At 42.5% G+C, this 19,005-nt stretch carries 18 protein-coding genes and 1 other annotated feature; all 18 genes read left to right on the top strand.

The window, feature by feature from the left end; all coding sequences use genetic code 11:
* The 18 genes from rlmB to tuf all read left to right on the top strand — a co-directional run bounded on the left by rlmB (position 1) and on the right by tuf (position 18,958).
* Positions 1–738 (top strand): 23S rRNA (guanosine(2251)-2'-O)-methyltransferase RlmB, encoded by a 738-nt coding sequence (gene rlmB / locus DCC82_RS01965; protein ID WP_097353940.1) that lies wholly within the window; start codon positions 1–3, stop codon positions 736–738.
* A gap of 4 nt (positions 739–742) precedes the next feature.
* The gene (locus tag DCC82_RS01960; RefSeq protein ID WP_012748867.1) at positions 743–1,255 is read left to right on the top strand and encodes an NYN domain-containing protein; all 513 of its coding nucleotides are present in this window, start codon (positions 743–745) and stop codon (positions 1,253–1,255) included.
* A 69-nt stretch (positions 1,256–1,324) separates the two neighbouring features.
* Entirely contained in the window at positions 1,325–1,975 is a 651-nt protein-coding gene (gene sigH, locus DCC82_RS01955) for an RNA polymerase sporulation sigma factor SigH (RefSeq protein WP_062677080.1), read from the top strand.
* A gap of 89 nt (positions 1,976–2,064) precedes the next feature.
* A complete protein-coding gene (gene rpmG / locus DCC82_RS01950) occupies positions 2,065–2,214 on the top strand; it encodes a 50S ribosomal protein L33 (protein WP_012748869.1) in 150 nt (49 codons plus the stop codon).
* A gap of 42 nt (positions 2,215–2,256) precedes the next feature.
* Positions 2,257–2,439: a preprotein translocase subunit SecE gene (gene secE / locus DCC82_RS01945; protein WP_012748870.1), complete on the top strand. Its 183-nt coding sequence runs from the start codon at positions 2,257–2,259 to the stop codon at positions 2,437–2,439.
* Between the two features lie 128 nt (positions 2,440–2,567).
* Positions 2,568–3,101, top strand: a complete 534-nt coding sequence (gene nusG / locus DCC82_RS01940) for a transcription termination/antitermination protein NusG (RefSeq protein ID WP_012748871.1) — start codon at positions 2,568–2,570, stop codon at positions 3,099–3,101.
* A 247-nt stretch (positions 3,102–3,348) separates the two neighbouring features.
* Positions 3,349–3,774: a 50S ribosomal protein L11 gene (gene rplK, locus DCC82_RS01935; protein WP_012748872.1), complete on the top strand. Its 426-nt coding sequence runs from the start codon at positions 3,349–3,351 to the stop codon at positions 3,772–3,774.
* Between the two features lie 108 nt (positions 3,775–3,882).
* Positions 3,883–4,584, top strand: coding sequence for a 50S ribosomal protein L1 (gene rplA, locus DCC82_RS01930; protein ID WP_012748873.1), 702 nt, complete (start codon positions 3,883–3,885; stop codon positions 4,582–4,584).
* 47 nt (positions 4,585–4,631) lie between these two features.
* Positions 4,632–4,785, top strand: a sequence feature (ribosomal protein L10 leader region).
* A 44-nt stretch (positions 4,786–4,829) separates the two neighbouring features.
* Positions 4,830–5,330: a 50S ribosomal protein L10 gene (rplJ, locus tag DCC82_RS01925; protein WP_012748874.1), complete on the top strand. Its 501-nt coding sequence runs from the start codon at positions 4,830–4,832 to the stop codon at positions 5,328–5,330.
* A 53-nt stretch (positions 5,331–5,383) separates the two neighbouring features.
* On the top strand, positions 5,384–5,749 hold the full coding sequence (gene rplL / locus DCC82_RS01920) for a 50S ribosomal protein L7/L12 (protein WP_041269549.1): 366 nt from the start codon (positions 5,384–5,386) through the stop codon (positions 5,747–5,749).
* Between the two features lie 102 nt (positions 5,750–5,851).
* Positions 5,852–6,454 (top strand): class I SAM-dependent methyltransferase, encoded by a 603-nt coding sequence (locus tag DCC82_RS01915; RefSeq protein WP_012748876.1) that lies wholly within the window; start codon positions 5,852–5,854, stop codon positions 6,452–6,454.
* 221 nt (positions 6,455–6,675) lie between these two features.
* Positions 6,676–10,233 carry a DNA-directed RNA polymerase subunit beta gene (gene rpoB / locus DCC82_RS01910; protein ID WP_062756067.1) on the top strand — a complete coding sequence of 1,186 codons (3,558 nt, stop codon included), beginning with the start codon at positions 6,676–6,678 and terminating at the stop codon, positions 10,231–10,233.
* A gap of 139 nt (positions 10,234–10,372) precedes the next feature.
* Positions 10,373–13,972 (top strand): DNA-directed RNA polymerase subunit beta', encoded by a 3,600-nt coding sequence (rpoC, locus tag DCC82_RS01905; protein ID WP_012748878.1) that lies wholly within the window; start codon positions 10,373–10,375, stop codon positions 13,970–13,972.
* A 132-nt stretch (positions 13,973–14,104) separates the two neighbouring features.
* Positions 14,105–14,353, top strand: coding sequence for a 50S ribosomal protein L7ae-like protein (locus DCC82_RS01900; RefSeq protein ID WP_097353939.1), 249 nt, complete (start codon positions 14,105–14,107; stop codon positions 14,351–14,353).
* A 104-nt stretch (positions 14,354–14,457) separates the two neighbouring features.
* Positions 14,458–14,880: a 30S ribosomal protein S12 gene (rpsL, locus tag DCC82_RS01895; protein ID WP_012748880.1), complete on the top strand. Its 423-nt coding sequence runs from the start codon at positions 14,458–14,460 to the stop codon at positions 14,878–14,880.
* Between the two features lie 37 nt (positions 14,881–14,917).
* Positions 14,918–15,388, top strand: coding sequence for a 30S ribosomal protein S7 (rpsG, locus tag DCC82_RS01890; protein WP_012748881.1), 471 nt, complete (start codon positions 14,918–14,920; stop codon positions 15,386–15,388).
* 157 nt (positions 15,389–15,545) lie between these two features.
* Positions 15,546–17,624: an elongation factor G gene (gene fusA, locus DCC82_RS01885; RefSeq protein ID WP_097353938.1), complete on the top strand. Its 2,079-nt coding sequence runs from the start codon at positions 15,546–15,548 to the stop codon at positions 17,622–17,624.
* A 146-nt stretch (positions 17,625–17,770) separates the two neighbouring features.
* A complete protein-coding gene (tuf, locus tag DCC82_RS01880; protein WP_097353937.1) occupies positions 17,771–18,958 on the top strand; it encodes an elongation factor Tu in 1,188 nt (395 codons plus the stop codon).
* Positions 18,959–19,005 lie beyond the last annotated feature (47 nt).

Here is a 19,005-nt window from a genome sequence, read left to right as displayed (position 1 = left end):
ATGGATTTTATTATTGGAAAAAATCCTGTTATCGAGGCATTGAAATCAGAAAGGGAAATTAACAAAATTTGGATAGCGGAAGGTGTACAGCGCAGTTCGATTCAGCCCATTATCCAGCTTGCAAAACAAAATGGGGTGCTTGTGCAATATGTTCCGAAAAAAAAGCTTGATCAAATGGTGGAAGGGGCGCACCAAGGAGTTGTCGCTCAAGTTGCGGCGTACCGTTATTACGAGGTGGATGATTTATTTGCGCGAGCATCCGAAAAAAACGAACCGCCATTTTTTCTCATTCTTGATGAATTGGAAGATCCACATAACTTAGGTTCGATTATGCGAACGGCTGATGCTGTAGGCGCCCACGGAATCATTATCCCGAAACGCCGCTCTGTCGGCTTGACGGCAACGGTCGCAAAAGCTTCGACAGGTGCGATCGAATATATTCCTGTTGCGCGAGTGACGAATTTAGCGAGAACGATTGATGAATTAAAAGAGCGCGGTGTATGGATTGTTGGAACAGATGCCAAAGCAAAAGATGACTATCGCTCCCTTGACGGAACGATGCCGCTGGCTCTTGTCATTGGCAGTGAAGGAAAAGGAATCGGAAGGCTCATTTTAGAAAAATGCGATTTTCTCATTCATTTGCCGATGAGAGGGCATGTTACGTCATTGAATGCTTCTGTCGCTGCAAGTCTTCTCATGTATGAGGTGTACCGCAAACGTTATCCGCAAGGAGAATAAATCGATGAATATTCTGATTGTCGATGGCTATAACATGATCGGTGCTTGGCCGGAGCTTCGCAAGCTGAAAGAGGAGGATGACCTTGCTGCGGCAAGGGATTTATTGATTTCCAAAATGGCCGAGTACCAAGGATTTACTGGAGATCAAGTCATTATCGTTTTCGATGCGCACCTCATACAAGGGAATGAGAAAAAATATAAAGATCATCAAGTCGAAGTTATTTTTACCAAAGAAAATGAGACAGCGGATGAACGGATTGAAAGGTTAGCAAAAAGCTTAATTAATGTGCAAACAAAGGTGTATGTCGCTACGTCGGATTATACGGAGCAATGGACGATTTTTAGTCAAGGGGCGTTGCGTAAGTCGGCACGTGAACTTTTAGTCGAAATGGAGTCTATCGAAAAGGCTATTTCGAAAAAATTACAAAATATACAAGAACAAACTCCTATGTCTAAAGTTCCATTGACAGATGAAATTGCTGAAATTTTCGAAAGATGGCGAAGAGGGCAAAAATGAGCGGTTGACGCTGTAAAAATTTGTACTGTATAATAAATTCTAGTGATTTATGCGGTCGGGGGGATCAGCGTGTGCGATTGCTTCAAAGAAAAAACATATAAAAACTATAAACATTTGGAAGATGAGCAATTAGTTGAACTTGTGCATCAAGGGGATGGAGATGCGCTAGATTTTTTGATTCATAAGTATCAAAATTTTGTACGTGCCAAAGCGCGCTCTTATTTTTTAGTCGGCGCCGATCGGGAAGATATCATTCAAGAAGGAATGATTGGTTTATATAAGGCGGTTCGCGATTTTAAAGGGGACAAGCTTTCCTCTTTTAAAGCGTTTGCAGAACTTTGTATTACAAGGCAGATGATCACTGCAATTAAAACAGCGACAAGACAAAAACATATTCCGCTTAATTCTTATGTATCTTTGGATAGACCTATTTATGATGATGAATCAGACCGGACGCTGATGGATGTCATTTCTGGAACGAAAGCGATGGATCCAGAAGAACTGATCGTCAATCGCGAGGAAGTCGATGATATCGAGGTGAAAATGACCGAACTGCTCAGCGATTTGGAGCGGAAAGTGCTTGCTTTATATTTAGATGGTCGCTCATATCAAGAAATTTCTGAAGAGCTAAATCGCCATGTCAAATCGATTGATAACGCCCTTCAGCGCGTAAAAAGAAAACTGGAAAAATATTTGGAATATCGTGAAATTAGTCTTTAGGAGAAGACTTTTATTTTCCTGAAGTCATTGACATAGGAATACGTGTATGGTAAATTTTTATGGACATCCTTTAGAACGGTGGGACATTCATGAGGAAAAAAATTATTTTAGCTTGCAGTCAATGCAATAGTCGAAATTATGTTACAATGAAAAACGTCAACCGTTGTCAAGAACGCTTTGAAACGAGCAAATTTTGCAAAACTTGCAATATGCATACGACCCACCGAGAAACGAAATAAAGCAATGTGGGCAGCTCGTACGTTTGTTGGAGGTTACTAATCATGCAACGAATAATGAATTTTTTTAAAGAAGTAGCACGGGAAATGAAAAAAGTAAGCTGGCCAAGCCGAAAAGAACTTGTCAATTATACGGCTATTGTATTGGCCACCGTTGTGTTTTTTACGGTCTTTTTCGCTATTGTTGATCTAGGTATTTCTAAATTAATTCGTCTTGTTTTTGAATAAGTCTTTTGCCCATATGATATAATGAAAGATAATAAAGCGAACGTATAGCCCGGTAACGGGTTTTTGTTTTGCTTAAAAAAGGAAACCAAACCGATTTAGGGAGGGAAAGGACAGTCAAGTCCTCATCGATGGAGAAAAATTGGTATGTCATTCATACGTATTCAGGCTATGAAAATAAAGTAAAAGCCAACTTGGAAAAGCGCGTGGAATCAATGGGTATGCAAGATAAAATTTTTCGCATCGTCGTTCCTGAAGAAACGGAAACAGATACAAAAAACGGAAAGAAGAAGGCAACAAAGAAAAAAGTATTTCCAGGGTATGTGTTAGTGGAGATGGTGATGACCGATGATTCCTGGTATGTAGTACGCAACACGCCAGGAGTAACAGGGTTTGTTGGATCAAGCGGGGCAGGTTCAAAACCAACGCCACTTCTTGAAGAGGAAGTCGAAATGATTTTAAAACGAATGGGTATGCCGTTGACGGAGATCGATGTAGACTATGAATTAAATGAAACGGTAAGGGTGAAAGAAGGTCCTTTTGCTAACTTTACCGGTAAAATTGAAGAGATCGATCTAGATAAGAGAAAAGTAAAAGTGCTTGTCAATATGTTTGGTCGCGAAACACCAGTGGAATTTGAGTTTTCACAAATTGAAAAAATATAATGGAAAACAACTTGCAATCGAAATAGAAAAGTGATAATATTTTAAAGTCAGTATGTCTCGTGAATCGAGGCAAACAATTGGTTTGCATTTGGCAATGAACTTATACAAGTTTGTATAAGGGAGCGTTTTTCTAACACGCAGATCCTCTCAACCGAAACGAGAGAATACGGAAAAGGGCTATAGTTAGCCTTATGAGTGGGAGGGACAATCCCTAATACCACATCACGGACTTAAGGAGGTGTGTCTCGTGGCAAAAAAAGTTATAAAAGTCGTGAAACTACAAATTCCTGCAGGTAAAGCAAATCCGGCACCACCAGTTGGTCCAGCGTTAGGTCAAGCCGGTGTTAATATTATGGCATTTTGTAAAGAGTTCAATGCTCGCACAGCTGACCAAGCGGGTTTAATTATTCCGGTTGAAATTACGGTTTTTGAAGACCGTTCATTTACATTTATTACGAAAACTCCGCCAGCTGCAGTATTATTGAAAAAAGCGGCCGGCATTGAATCTGGTTCTGGTGAACCAAACCGTAATAAAGTAGCGACAATCAAACGCGATAAAGTGCGCGAGATTGCCGAAATGAAAATGCCGGATTTAAACGCAGCGAGCATCGAAGCTGCGATGCGCATGGTTGAAGGTACAGCCCGCAGCATGGGTATTGTTATCGAAGACTAATGTGCATAAAGTTGGCTGAGGAGGTTGCGACTATAAGGAGAAATCCTTTTCGCAACCTTTATTCGTGGGAGGTCATTCCGCTAAAACCACAATAAGGAGGAATTTTACATGCCGAAAAGAGGAAAAAAATATTTAGAAGCAGCAAAGCTTGTGGATCGCTTCAAAGCGTATCCGATTGCAGAAGCAATTGAACTTGTGAAGAAAACAAACATTGCGAAATTCGACGCTACAGTAGAAGTTGCGTTCCGTTTAGGTGTTGATCCGAAAAAAGCCGATCAACAAATTCGCGGTGCGGTTGTATTGCCTCATGGTACAGGAAAAGTACAACGTGTATTAGTATTCGCGAAAGGCGAAAAAGCAAAAGAAGCGGAAGCAGCTGGTGCTGATTACGTTGGCGATACAGAGTATATCAACAAAATTCAACAAGGTTGGTTCGATTTTGACGTTGTTGTCGCTACTCCAGATATGATGGGTGAAGTTGGTAAATTAGGACGTATTTTAGGTCCGAAAGGGTTAATGCCAAACCCGAAAACAGGCACTGTTACATTTGATGTTGCGAAAGCGGTGCAAGAAATTAAAGCTGGTAAAGTAGAATACCGCGTTGACAAAGCCGGCAACATTCATGTACCGATTGGTAAAGTGTCATTTGATAACGAGAAACTGGCAGAAAACTTCACTACGATTTACGAGGCGATTTTAAAAGCAAAACCAGCCGCTGCAAAAGGTACTTACGTGAAAAACGTAACGATTACTTCAACGATGGGCCCTGGCATCAAAGTAGACCCGTCTACAGTAGCGGTAGCGCAATAAATATTGACTTCTTTCAATCCTTTTAGTAAAATGTTTTTTGTCTGAAAAAATGAATATCATTTGTACCGTAGACAGTAGGTGCTCTTAGGAGCTTAATATCCTACCGAGGTATTTGTACGATAGAAAAACGCGTTCAAGGTCATTTTGCGCGTTTTACGATACCTCCATGTCTACGTGGCATGGAGGTTTTTTGTTGATGCGGTATAAGTGGTGTTTTCATTTTATCTTCCACAGGAGGTGTAAAAATGAGCAGTGCGATCGAACTCAAAAAACAAATTGTAGCAGAGATAGCTGAAAAATTCCGCGCCAGCAAATCTACGGTTATCGTAGACTACCGCGGCTTAAACGTAGCGGAAGTTACAGAACTTCGCAAGCGACTTCGCGAAGCAGGCGTTGAGTTCAAAGTGTATAAAAACACATTAACTCGCCGTGCGTTAGCGGAAGTTGGCTTAGAAGGATTAAATGATGTATTTACTGGGCCAAATGCGATTGCATTTAGCAAAGAAGATGTTGTAGCGCCTGCGAAAATTTTAAGCGAATTTGCTAAAGACCATGAAGCGCTTGAAATTAAAGCAGGTGTCATTGAAGGCAACATTGCAACACTTGAAGAAATCAACGCGCTTGCAAAACTTCCTTCCCGCGAAGGCTTGCTTTCTATGTTGCTTAGCGTTCTTCAAGCTCCAATTCGCAACTTTGCGCTTGTTGCAAAAGCAGTTGCGGACAAAAAAGAGGAACAAAGCGCATAATTTCTCTTTCGTTTATGCTATAAAACCATAATGATATTAAGGAGGAACTGATGATGACAAAAGAACAAATCATTGAAGCGGTTAAAAATATGACTGTATTAGAATTAAACGAATTAGTAAAAGCAATTGAAGAAGAGTTCGGCGTCACTGCTGCTGCTCCTGTAGTAGTTGCTGGCGGTGCTGCTGGCGGCGATGCTGCTGCTGAAAAAACTGAATTTGATGTTATTCTTGCTGACGCTGGTGCGCAAAAAATTAAAGTTATCAAAGTTGTTCGTGAAATCACTGGCCTTGGCTTGAAAGAAGCAAAAGACTTAGTTGACAACACTCCAAAACCAATTAAAGAAGGCGTTTCTAAAGAAGAAGCAGAAGAAATCAAAGCGAAACTTGAAGAAGTTGGCGCTAGCGTAGAAGTGAAATAATTGTCATTCGCGCAGAAAAAGCTCGCTGAAACCAGCGGGCTTTTTTATTTATAAGAAAATGGGTACGATGAAAATAAATCAGTAAATAGAAGGGTGATGTCATTGAGCGAACATTATTACTCTTCCACTCCATCGTCGGAAAGCAATCCCCATACGTGGGCATTTACATTGCGGGGCAATGAACTGACGTTTACGACAGATAGTGGTGTATTTTCGAAACGAGAAGTTGATTTTGGGACACGCTTGCTTATTGAAACGTTTGAAGAACCGAAAGTAGATGGTGATTTTTTAGATGTAGGTTGCGGATACGGTCCGATCGGTTTATCTATTGCCAAGGCATTTCCAAACCGACATGTAGACATGATTGATATAAACAAACGTGCTCTTGAGCTGGCAAATGAAAATAAACATGCTAACCATATTACCAACGCTTCCATTTATGAAAGTGATTTATTTGCGCAAGTAGGAGATAAAAAGTTTGCTGCGATTTTGACAAATCCACCGATTCGCGCTGGGAAACGTGTTGTTCATGCCATTTTTGAACAAAGTGCTGCCCATCTTTATCCTAACGGAGAATTATGGGTTGTGATTCAGAAAAAACAAGGGGCTCCTTCTGCATTAAAAAAACTGCAGGAAATATTCTCGTATGTAGAAGTTGTGACAAAGAAAAAAGGATATTATATCATAAAGTCAAAAAAATGTTGACAGTATTCTATGGTTGTGGTAGTATTATAAAATGCTAAATATGTACATTTCATCGCAAGGATATGACGTATAATTTTATCCATAATGGGAAGAATGATAAAATCAATAAACAGGTAAAAATATGGTTTTCTATAATAGAAACCATTTTCTTTTTTTCTCCATTATAGCTGAAGGTTTACCTTCCATTTTGATTAATGTTTAAATTTTGAGGGGTGAATCAGTTGACAGGCCGACTAGTTCAATATGGACGACACCGCCAACGAAGAAGTTACGCGCGTATTAGTGAAGTGCTAGAATTGCCAAATCTTATTGAGATTCAGACTTCCTCTTATAAATGGTTTCTTGATGAAGGATTGCGGGAAATGTTTAAAGAAATTTCCCCGATTGAAGACTTTTCCGGTAATCTTTCTCTTGAGTTTATTGATTATAGTTTAGGGGAGCCAAAATATACTGTTGAAGAGGCAAAAGAACGCGATGTTACATATGCCGCACCACTTCGCGTAAAAGTACGTTTAATTAATAAAGAGACTGGTGAAGTAAAAGAACAAGATGTCTTTATGGGCGATTTTCCGTTAATGACAGAAACAGGAACGTTTATCATTAACGGGGCGGAACGTGTTATTGTGTCACAGCTTGTCCGCTCTCCAAGCGTTTATTATAGTGAAAAGGTTGATAAAAACGGAAAACGCGGTTATTCGGCAACGGTTATTCCGAACCGCGGCGCGTGGTTAGAATACGAAACAGACGCAAAAGATGTTGTATATGTCCGTATTGATCGCACTCGTAAACTACCAGTTACGGTGCTTCTTCGTGCGCTCGGGTTTGGTTCCGATCAGGAAATTATCGATTTAATCGGTGATAATGAATATCTTCGCAACACGCTTGAAAAAGATAATACGGATAGCACTGAAAAAGCGCTCATTGAAATTTACGAGCGTTTGCGTCCAGGTGAACCACCGACGATTGAAAACGCGAAAAATTTGTTAATCTCCCGCTTTTTTGATCCAAAACGTTATGACTTAGCAAGCGTTGGACGTTATAAAATTAACAAAAAACTTCATATTAAAAACCGTCTGTTTAACCAACGTCTTGCCGAAACATTGGTAAATCCGGAAACTGGTGAAATCATTGCGGAAAAAGGAACGCTTATTGATCGAAGAACGTTAAATCGAATTTTACCGTACCTTGAAAACGGCGTTGGATTACAAGTTTATAAACCTGTCGGTGGCGTAGTGGATGAAGAATTTGCGTTACAGTCTATTAAAATTTATTCACCAAACGACGCGGATGGAGAAAAAGTTATTAATGTCATCAGCAACGGCTATATTGCCGAAGATGTGAAACATATTACTCCTGCGGATATTATTGCTTCGATTAGCTATTTCTTTAACTTATTACACGGAGTCGGTGACACGGATGATATTGACCATTTAGGAAATCGCCGGCTTCGTTCTGTCGGCGAATTATTGCAAAACCAATTCCGGATTGGCTTGTCACGCATGGAGCGGGTGGTTCGTGAGCGCATGTCCATTCAAGATACAAACACGATCACTCCGCAACAGCTGATTAACATTCGTCCTGTCATTGCAGCGATTAAAGAGTTTTTCGGAAGCTCACAGCTTTCACAATTTATGGACCAAACGAACCCGCTTGCTGAATTGACGCATAAACGCCGCCTTTCTGCGTTAGGACCGGGTGGTTTAACTCGTGAACGCGCAGGTTTCGAGGTGCGTGACGTTCACTATTCACACTATGGACGAATGTGCCCGATTGAAACACCTGAAGGTCCAAACATTGGGTTGATCAACTCACTATCTACGTATGCAAAAGTAAATAAATTTGGTTTTATCGAAACGCCATATCGACGTGTCGATCCGGAGACAGGAAGAGTTACCGATCAAATTGATTATTTAACAGCCGATGAAGAAGATAACTATGTTATAGCACAAGCGAACGTCCCTCTAGCGGAAGATGGAACGTTCTTAGAAGAAAATGTGGTTGCTCGTTTCCGCGGGGAAAACATTGTCGTAAAACGCGACCGCGTCGACTATATGGACGTATCGCCAAAACAAGTTGTATCAGCAGCAACGGCCTGCATTCCATTTTTGGAAAACGACGACTCGAACCGTGCGCTTATGGGAGCGAACATGCAGCGTCAAGCAGTTCCATTGTTAGAGCCAGAAGCGCCAATTGTCGGTACAGGAATGGAATATGTGTCCGCAAAAGACTCCGGTGCCGCTGTTATTTGTAAACATCGCGGCATTGTCGAACGAGTGGAGGCAAAGGAAATTTGGGTTCGCCGCCTCATTGAAGTGGACGGAAAAGAAGTAAAAGGTGATCTTGATAAATATCGTCTTTTGAAATTCGTTCGTTCGAACCAAGGGACTTGTTACAATCAACGCCCGATTGTGAAAAAAGGCGATATCGTTGAAAAAGGAGAAATTTTAGCAGATGGTCCATCCATGGATAAAGGTGAGCTTGCACTCGGCCGCAACGTACTGGTTGCCTTTATGACATGGGATGGATACAACTATGAAGACGCGATTATCATGAGCGAACGTCTTGTCAAAGAAGACGTATATACGTCCATCCATATCGAGGAGTATGAAGCAGAATCCCGTGATACAAAACTTGGTCCGGAAGAAATCACGCGCGATATTCCAAACGTTGGTGAAGACGCGCTACGGAACTTGGACGAACGTGGAATTGTCCGCATTGGCGCGGAAGTAAAAGACGGTGATTTGCTCGTTGGTAAAGTAACACCGAAAGGAATGACGGAGCTTACAGCAGAAGAACGGCTGTTACATGCTATTTTCGGTGAGAAAGCGCGCGAGGTGCGTGATACGTCTCTTCGAGTTCCACATGGTGGCGGCGGTATTGTCCTTGATGTGAAGGTCTTTAACCGCGAGGACGGAGATGAGCTTCCGCCAGGTGTTAACCAGCTTGTCCGTGTTTATATCGTGCAAAAACGGAAAATTTCCGAAGGCGATAAAATGGCAGGACGCCATGGAAACAAAGGGGTTATTTCGCGAATTTTACCGGAAGAAGATATGCCGTTCTTACCAGACGGTACTCCAATTGATATTATGTTAAACCCTTTAGGCGTTCCGTCGCGTATGAATATCGGGCAAGTGTTCGAATTGCATCTCGGTATGGCAGCGAAGAAGCTCGGCCTCCATATTGCATCGCCAGTATTTGATGGGGCTATGGAAGAAGACGTATGGAACATTTTAGAAGAAGCAGGAATGCCGCGTGACGCAAAAACGGTTTTATACGATGGCAGAACGGGTGAGCCGTTTGATAACCGCGTATCTGTCGGTATTATGTACATGATTAAGCTTGCTCACATGGTTGACGATAAGCTTCATGCCCGTTCAACGGGACCGTACTCGCTCGTTACGCAGCAACCACTTGGCGGTAAAGCGCAATTTGGCGGGCAGCGCTTCGGCGAAATGGAAGTGTGGGCGCTCGAAGCTTATGGCGCTGCATATACATTGCAAGAAATACTTACAGTCAAATCGGACGATGTCGTCGGTCGTGTGAAAACATATGAAGCAATCGTCAAAGGTGAGAACATACCAGAACCAGGTGTGCCGGAATCGTTTAAAGTGTTGATTAAAGAGCTGCAAAGCTTAGGTATGGATGTAACCATTTTGACTAGCGACGAAAAAGAAATTAATATGGAAAACTTTGATGAAGATGATGATCATAGTGCGGATGCCATTGTTCCAGAAGTGAAGTCGACAGAGAACGAAAAAGATGTTGTCACAAAAGAATAAGCTTATTGAACGGTGATGGGGGAGTTGATCCTCCATCACTTTCAAGATGTTATGACTCACAAAAGAACGTTCACTACTAACCTTTATTTCATAAAAGCAATCGAGGCAAAACCGAGTGATAAAGAGGGAGGTATACCCCTTGCTAGATGTAAATAAATTTGAGTACATGAAAATCGGGCTCGCTTCACCGGAGAAAATCCGTTCTTGGTCGTACGGTGAAGTAAAAAAACCAGAAACGATTAACTATCGTACATTGAAACCAGAAAAAGACGGATTATTTTGTGAGCGTATTTTCGGACCAACAAAAGATTGGGAATGTCATTGTGGAAAATATAAGCGCGTACGTTATAAAGGTGTTGTCTGCGACCGTTGCGGTGTCGAAGTGACTCGCTCGAAAGTCCGTCGTGAACGGATGGGTCATATTGAACTAGCAGCTCCTGTTTCACATATTTGGTATTTCAAAGGAATCCCAAGCCGTATGGGACTCGTTTTGGACATGTCGCCACGTGCGTTAGAGGAAGTGATTTATTTCGCTTCATACGTTGTGACTGATCCAGGTGATACGCCACTGGAGAAAAAACAATTGCTTTCCGAAAAAGAATATCGTGCGTATCGTGAAAAATACGGGCAATCGTTCCAAGCCTCCATGGGTGCAGAGGCAATTAAAAAACTTCTTCAAGATATCGACTTAGAAAAAGAAGTGGCAACGTTAAAAGAGGAGTTAAAAACAGCACAGGGGCAGCGACGCGCCCGCATTATTAAGCGTTTGGAAGTGTTAGAGGCGTTCCGGAATTCAGGAAACGATCCTGCTTGGATGGTGCTTGATGTGCTTCCTGTTATTCCTCCTGAATTGCGGCCGATGGTGCAATTAGACGGTGGACGCTTTGCGACATCAGACCTCAATGATTTATATCGCCGTGTCATTAACCGAAACAACCGCTTAAAACGTTTATTAGATCTTGGTGCACCGAACATTATTGTGCAAAACGAAAAACGGATGCTTCAAGAAGCGGTCGATGCGTTAATCGATAACGGTCGACGGGGCCGTCCGGTAACAGGACCTGGAAACCGTCCGCTAAAATCGCTCTCTCATATGTTAAAAGGGAAACAAGGTCGTTTCCGTCAAAACTTGCTTGGTAAGCGCGTAGACTATTCAGGCCGTTCGGTTATTGTCGTCGGTCCGAACTTGAAAATGTATCAATGCGGCTTGCCGAAAGAAATGGCGCTTGAGCTCTTTAAACCGTTTGTGATGAAAGAGCTTGTCGAACGTGGATTAGCGCACAACATTAAAAGTGCAAAACGGAAAATTGAGCGCGTCCATCCGGAAGTATGGGATGTGTTAGAAGATGTGATTAAAGAGCATCCGGTATTACTTAACCGTGCCCCAACTCTTCACCGATTAGGTATTCAAGCGTTTGAGCCAACGCTTGTTGAAGGTCGCGCCATCCGATTGCATCCGCTTGTATGTACAGCATATAACGCTGACTTTGACGGAGACCAAATGGCCGTGCACGTTCCGTTATCCGCAGAAGCTCAGGCAGAAGCGCGATTGCTCATGCTGGCCGCGCAAAATATTTTGAACCCGAAAGACGGAAAACCGGTTGTTACTCCTTCGCAAGACATGGTTTTAGGTAACTATTATTTAACGATGGAACGTGAAGGAGCAATCGGTGAAGGAATGGTATTTAAAGATACGGATGAGGCGTTGCTTGCGTATCATAATGGTTATGTCCATTTACATTCACGAATCGCTGTTCATGCCGGTTCATTGAAAAATGAAACGTTTACGGAAGAGCAAAATAACAAACTGCTTATTACAACAGTTGGAAAACTTATTTTCAACGAAATTTTACCAAACTCATTCCCTTATATTAACGAGCCGACAACTGAAAATATCGAAGGGCGGACACCGGATAAATACTTCCTCGATAAAGGTGCAAATGTAAAAGAAGAAATTCGCAAGCGCGAACTTGTTCCACCGTTTAAGAAAAAAGTGCTCGGACAAATTATCGCTGAGGTATTTAAGCGGTTCAAAATTACAGAAACATCGAAGATGCTTGACCGCATGAAAGATTTAGGGTTCCAATATTCAACAAAAGCCGGCATTACGATTGGGGTTGCCGATATTGTCGTATTACCGGAAAAACAAGAAATTCTTGAAGAAGCACAAGCAAAAGTCGACACGGTCTTAAAACAATTCCGACGCGGTTTAATTACTGACGAAGAGCGCTATGAACGTGTCATTTCGATTTGGAGCGAAGCGAAAGACAAAATTCAAGACAGGCTGATGAAATCGCTCGATAAACGCAACCCAATCTTTATGATGAGCGATTCTGGAGCTCGCGGTAACGCATCAAACTTTACGCAGCTTGCCGGAATGCGCGGTCTCATGGCAAACCCAGCGGGACGCATCATCGAATTGCCGATCAAATCTTCGTTCCGTGAAGGATTAACGGTATTGGAATACTTTATTTCTACACATGGAGCGCGCAAAGGGCTTGCTGATACCGCACTAAAAACAGCAGACTCCGGTTATCTCACAAGACGTCTTGTCGATGTGGCGCAAGATGTCATTGTTCGTGAAGAGGATTGCGGTACGGACCGTGGTATTCTTGCAAGAGCATTAACGGACGGTACGGAAGTCATTGTCAAACTAGAAGAGCGTCTTGTTGGCCGTTATGCGCAAAAAACGGTGAAACATCCGGAAACAGGCGAAATACTCGTTCGCAAAGACGAAATGATCACCGAAGATATTGCGAACGCGATTATTAAAGCAGGCATTGAAGAAGTATGGATCCGCTCTGCCTTTACATGCAATACACGACACGGTGTATGTAAAAAATGTTACGGTCGTAACTTGGCGACAGGTGCGGATGTGGAAGTTGGCGAAGCGGTCGGTATTATCGCTGCGCAATCGATCGGTGAACCTGGTACGCAGTTAACGATGCGTACGTTCCACACAGGCGGTGTTGCCGGCGACGATATCACCCAAGGTTTGCCGCGTGTTCAAGAGCTGTTTGAAGCACGTAATCCGAAAGGGCAAGCGGTTATTTCTGAAATTGACGGAATCGTCACTTCGATTAGCCAAACGCGTGATCGTCAATATGAAATTGTCGTAAAAGGCGAGGTCGAGACACGCTCTTACATTGCTCCTTATAACGCAAGATTAAAAGTAGAGGAAGGACAACAAGTAGAGCGTGGTCAAGAACTTACTGAAGGATCCATTGATCCAAAACAATTATTAAAAGTAAGGGATGTTACGTCCGTTCAAGAATATTTATTGCGTGAAGTACAAAAGGTATATAGAATGCAAGGGGTAGAAATTAGCGATAAACATATCGAAGTAATGGTCCGTCAAATGCTTCGTAAAGTGCGCGTCATTGATGCGGGGGATACAGATGTCCTGCCTGGAACGTTATTAGATGTGCATCAATTTACGGACGTGAACGAAAAAGCGCTTCTTGAAGGAAAACGTCCAGCAACGGCTCGCCCAGTATTGCTTGGTATTACAAAAGCATCGCTAGAAACTGATTCGTTCTTATCAGCGGCATCGTTCCAAGAAACGACACGCGTTTTAACCGATGCGGCGATCAAAGGAAAACGGGATGAGTTGCTCGGCTTAAAAGAAAATGTTATTATCGGTAAGCTTGTCCCAGCAGGAACTGGAATGGCGCGCTATCGTAAAGTAAAACCGGTAATTAAGAAAGAAGCAAATGAGGACGCGGTTACTTCTAAATAATTGGTTGTTACCAGCAAAGGACGATTCCTTTGCTGGTAGCAAATTACTTAAAAATATAGTTGACAATGTCTTATGAAAGTGATAGTCTAATAAAGGTGTTCCGAAAACCTGGTACTTTGGAGGATATGTTACATGTCTTATGAAAAAGTATTGCAGGCTGGAAAAATTGTTGTAGGAACAAAGCAAACAGTAAGAGCTCTGAAAGAAGGAAAGGCACTGGAAGTTATCGTTGCGGAAGATGCTGATCCATCCATTATCGATAAAGTGATGGAAGCGGCAAAAGAAGCGAACGTTCCAGTTACGAAAGTGGATTCCATGAAAAAACTTGGGAAAGCATGCAAAATTCAAGTAGGAGCAGCTGCTGTAGCAATCATTCGTTAAAAACCGTTTTTGTGGTTTTTACTACAAAAACTTTGTTTTTGTATAAATAATGAACCGCCTGGATATGTGGGCTTGAGTTTGTATGTGAAGGGAGGAAATTTAACATGCCTACAATTAACCAACTAGTTCGCAAAGGTCGCGAGAAAAAAGTGGTAAAATCAAAATCGCCTGCATTAAATAAAGGGTACAACAGCTTCAAAAAAATACAAACAAACGTGTCTTCTCCACAAAAACGCGGTGTTTGTACACGTGTTGGCACGATGACACCGAAAAAGCCAAACTCTGCGCTTCGTAAATATGCGCGTGTTCGTTTAACGAACGGTATTGAGGTAACGGCTTATATCCCTGGTATCGGCCATAACCTACAAGAACACAGCGTCGTGTTAATTCGCGGCGGACGTGTAAAAGACTTGCCAGGGGTACGTTATCACATTATTCGTGGTGCCCTAGATACAGCAGGCGTAGCGAACCGTATGCAAGGTCGTTCAAAATACGGTGCGAAAAAACCAAAAGAATCGAAAAAATAATATGAAATAGGATTTTTGGTTGAAAGGAGGAAAAAATATGCCACGTAGAGGTCCAGTTCCAAAACGAGACGTACTACCAGATCCAATTTACAATTCAAAACTAGTGACCCGTCTTATCAATAAAATTATGATTGACGGTAAAAAAGGAAAAGCGCAAAAAATTCTTTATACAGCATTTGATATTATTCGCGAGCGTACGGGTAAAGATCCAATGGAAGTATTTGAGCAAGCGTTGAAAAACGTAATGCCTGTGCTTGAAGTTCGTGCACGCCGCGTTGGTGGTGCGAACTATCAAGTTCCTGTTGAGGTTCGCCCAGATCGTCGCGTTACATTAGGTCTTCGCTGGTTAGTACAGTATGCTCGTCTCCGCGGTGAAAGAACGATGGAAGAGCGTCTTGCGAATGAAATTATGGACGCTGCAAACAACACTGGCGCAGCTGTGAAAAAACGCGAAGATACACACAAAATGGCAGAAGCAAACAAAGCGTTTGCACATTATCGTTGGTAATTACGGTTCTTTATTGATAATCTACAAGGGAGAATAGGTGATGGTGGCTGGGAAACTTGCCGCCAATTCACCTATATTCCTATATTATTTATTATTATGATTTTGTATTAGCGAATATCACATGATACTTATTTGAAGGAAGGAGAAAATAACCACCATGGCAAGAGAGTTCTCCTTAGAAAACACTCGAAACATTGGGATTATGGCGCATATTGACGCCGGTAAGACGACAACAACAGAGCGCATCTTGTTCTATACTGGCCGTATTCATAAAATTGGGGAAACTCATGAAGGTGCTTCCCAAATGGACTGGATGGAACAAGAACAAGAGCGCGGGATTACGATTACATCTGCTGCGACAACAGCACAATGGAAAGGGCATCGCATCAATATCATCGATACACCAGGGCACGTAGACTTTACGGTAGAAGTTGAACGTTCTCTTCGTGTACTTGACGGTGCGATCACTGTTCTTGACGCGCAATCTGGTGTAGAACCGCAAACAGAAACAGTATGGCGCCAAGCGACTACATACGGGGTTCCACGTATCGTATTCGTTAACAAAATGGATAAAATTGGCGCGGACTTTTTGTATTCCGTAAAAACGCTTCATGACCGCTTGCATGCAAACGCGCATCCTGTGCAATTGCCAATCGGCGCGGAGGACCAATTCTCCGGCATTATTGACCTTGTGGAAATGTGCGCGTACCATTATCATGATGAGCTTGGCAAAAATATTGAGCGCATTGAAATTCCAGAAGATTACCGCGATATGGCGGAAGAATATCGCAACAAGCTCATTGAAGCAGTTGCGGAATTAGATGAAGAGCTTATGATGAAATATTTAGAAGGGGAAGAAATTACAAAAGAAGAATTGAAAGCTGCGATTCGTAAAGCGACGATTAGCGTGGAATTCTTCCCTGTATTTTGCGGTTCTGCATTTAAAAACAAAGGGGTTCAGTTATTGCTTGACGGAGTTGTAGACTATCTTCCTTCTCCTGTGGACATCCCTCCAATTAAAGGGGTCGTTCCAGATACAGAAGAAGAAGTAGTTCGTGAAGCAGACGATGACGCTCCATTCGCAGCGTTAGCGTTTAAAGTTATGACTGACCCTTACGTTGGTAAGTTAACGTTCTTCCGTGTGTACTCTGGTACACTAGATTCTGGTTCATATGTCATGAACTCGACAAAACGTAAACGTGAACGTATCGGTCGTCTCCTACAAATGCATGCGAACCACCGTCAGGAAATTTCGAAAGTATATGCCGGTGACATCGCGGCAGCTGTAGGTTTAAAAGATACAACAACAGGCGATACTCTATGTGATGAAAAGAACCTTGTTATACTAGAATCAATGCAGTTCCCTGAACCAGTTATTTCGGTGGCGATCGAGCCAAAATCGAAAGCGGATCAAGATAAAATGGGTCAAGCATTGCAAAAATTACAAGAAGAAGACCCGACATTCCGCGCTCATACAGATCCGGAAACTGGCCAAACGATCATTTCTGGTATGGGTGAGCTTCACCTAGACATCATCGTTGACCGTATGCGCCGTGAATTCAAAGTGGAAGCAAACGTTGGCGCGCCACAAGTTGCATATCGCGAAACATTCCGTAAATCGGCGCAAGTCGAAGGGAAATTCATCCGCCAATCTGGTGGTCGCGGTCAATACGGTCACGTTTGGATCGAATTCTCTCCAAATGAGCGTGGAAAAGGATTTGAATTCGAAAACGCGATTGTCGGTGGGGTTGTTCCGAAAGAATATGTTCCAGCAGTCCAAGCTGGTCTTGAAGAAGCAATGCAAAATGGCGTTCTTGCTGGATACCCAGTTGTCGACATTAAAGCGAAACTATTTGATGGTTCATACCATGATGTCGACTCCAGCGAAATGGCGTTCAAAATCGCAGCTTCGTTAGCATTGAAAAACGCTGCGACTAAATGTGACCCTGTGTTGCTTGAGCCAATCATGAAAGTCGAAGTAGTGATCCCTGAAGAATATCTTGGCGATATTATGGGTGATATCACTTCTCGTCGAGGACGCGTAGAAGGTATGGAAGCTCGCGGCAACGCGCAAGTCGTTCGCGCGATGGTTCCACTAGCGGAAATGTTTGGATACGCTACTTCGCTACGCTCTAACACACAAGGACGTGGAACATTCACGATGGTATTTGACCATTATGAAGAAGTTCCGAAAAACATTGCAGATGAAATCATCAAAAAAAATAAGGGTGAATAATTGATTTCTGTCTGCAGTTTCGCTATAAATACTTATGTAAGACTTGGGAGCAAATATGACAAGTGTTTGCTCCCGGGCATTCTATAATTATAAATTTAATTTTTAATTTAAAAATTAATTATTCTAATTTTAAGGAGGATACTATAATGGCTAAAGAGAAATTCGAACGTACGAAACCACACGTCAATATTGGTACTATCGGCCACGTTGACCATGGTAAAACTACGTTAACTGCTGCAATTACAACAGTTCTTGCAAAACAAGGTAAAGCGCAAGCTAAAGCATACGACCAAATCGATGCTGCTCCAGAAGAACGTGAACGCGGTATCACAATCTCTACTGCACACGTTGAGTATGAAACTGATAAACGCCACTACGCTCACGTTGACTGCCCTGGCCACGCTGACTACGTGAAAAACATGATCACAGGCGCAGCGCAAATGGATGGCGCAATTCTTGTTGTGTCTGCAGCTGACGGTCCAATGCCACAAACTCGCGAACACATTCTTCTTTCTCGCCAAGTAGGTGTACCATACATCGTTGTATTCTTGAACAAATGCGATATGGTAGACGACGAAGAATTGCTAGAACTAGTTGAAATGGAAGTTCGCGATCTATTATCTGAATATGACTTCCCTGGCGACGAAGTACCTGTTATCAAAGGTTCTGCGTTAAAAGCACTTGAAGGCGATCCACAATGGGAAGAAAAAATTATTGAACTTATGAATGCAGTTGATGAATACATTCCAACTCCACAACGCGAAATTGACAAACCATTTATGATGCCAATCGAAGACGTATTCTCGATCACTGGTCGTGGTACAGTTGCAACTGGCCGTGTTGAACGCGGTACGTTAAAAGTTGGTGACGCTGTAGAAATCGTTGGTCTTGCTGACGAGCCAAAATCTACAACGGTTACTGGTGTAGAAATGTTCCGTAAACTTCTTGACCAAGCAGAAGCTGGTGACAACATCGGTGCGCTTCTTCGCGGGGTATCTCGTGATGAAGTAGAACGCGGTCAAGTATTGGCAAAACCAGGCTCTATCACACCACATACAAAATTTAAAGCACAAGTTTACGTTTTAACAAAAGAAGAAGGTGGACGTCATACTCCATTCTTCTCTAACTACCGTCCACAATTCTACTTCCGTACAACAGACGTAACAGGCATCATCACGCTTCCAGAAGGCGTGGAAATGGTTATGCCTGGTGACAACGTTGAAATGACTGTAGAATTAATCGCGCCAATCGCGATCGAAGAAGGTACAAAATTCTCGATCCGTGAAGGCGGACGTACAGTAGGCGCTGGTTCTGTATCTGAAATTATTGAATAATATCAGCCCTACTAAAAAGCAGGTTTGCGTTTGCAAACCTGCTTTTA

Origin of the sequence: Geobacillus sp. LYN3 (assembly GCF_003064505.1) — a bacterium.
Lineage (GTDB): Bacteria > Bacillota > Bacilli > Bacillales > Anoxybacillaceae > Parageobacillus_B > Parageobacillus_B toebii.
Note: the sequence above shows the minus strand (reverse complement) of the source record. Positions and strands in the feature narration are given on the sequence as shown.

Excerpts from the sequence above, each read along its gene's own strand:
- rpsG (WP_012748881.1), top strand. The coding sequence starts at position 14,918 with ATGCCACGTAGAGGTCCAGTTCCAAAACGAGACGTACTACCAGATCCA.
- rpsL (WP_012748880.1), top strand. The coding sequence starts at position 14,458 with ATGCCTACAATTAACCAACTAGTTCGCAAAGGTCGCGAGAAAAAAGTG.
- fusA (WP_097353938.1), top strand. The coding sequence starts at position 15,546 with ATGGCAAGAGAGTTCTCCTTAGAAAACACTCGAAACATTGGGATTATG.
- secE (WP_012748870.1), top strand. The coding sequence starts at position 2,257 with ATGCAACGAATAATGAATTTTTTTAAAGAAGTAGCACGGGAAATGAAA.
- rplL (WP_041269549.1), top strand. The coding sequence starts at position 5,384 with ATGACAAAAGAACAAATCATTGAAGCGGTTAAAAATATGACTGTATTA.
- DCC82_RS01900 (WP_097353939.1), top strand. The coding sequence starts at position 14,105 with ATGTCTTATGAAAAAGTATTGCAGGCTGGAAAAATTGTTGTAGGAACA.
- rplA (WP_012748873.1), top strand. The coding sequence starts at position 3,883 with ATGCCGAAAAGAGGAAAAAAATATTTAGAAGCAGCAAAGCTTGTGGAT.
- DCC82_RS01960 (WP_012748867.1), top strand. The coding sequence starts at position 743 with ATGAATATTCTGATTGTCGATGGCTATAACATGATCGGTGCTTGGCCG.
- rlmB (WP_097353940.1), top strand. The coding sequence starts at position 1 with ATGGATTTTATTATTGGAAAAAATCCTGTTATCGAGGCATTGAAATCA.
- rplJ (WP_012748874.1), top strand. The coding sequence starts at position 4,830 with ATGAGCAGTGCGATCGAACTCAAAAAACAAATTGTAGCAGAGATAGCT.
- nusG (WP_012748871.1), top strand. The coding sequence starts at position 2,568 with ATGGAGAAAAATTGGTATGTCATTCATACGTATTCAGGCTATGAAAAT.
- tuf (WP_097353937.1), top strand. The coding sequence starts at position 17,771 with ATGGCTAAAGAGAAATTCGAACGTACGAAACCACACGTCAATATTGGT.
- rpmG (WP_012748869.1), top strand. The coding sequence starts at position 2,065 with ATGAGGAAAAAAATTATTTTAGCTTGCAGTCAATGCAATAGTCGAAAT.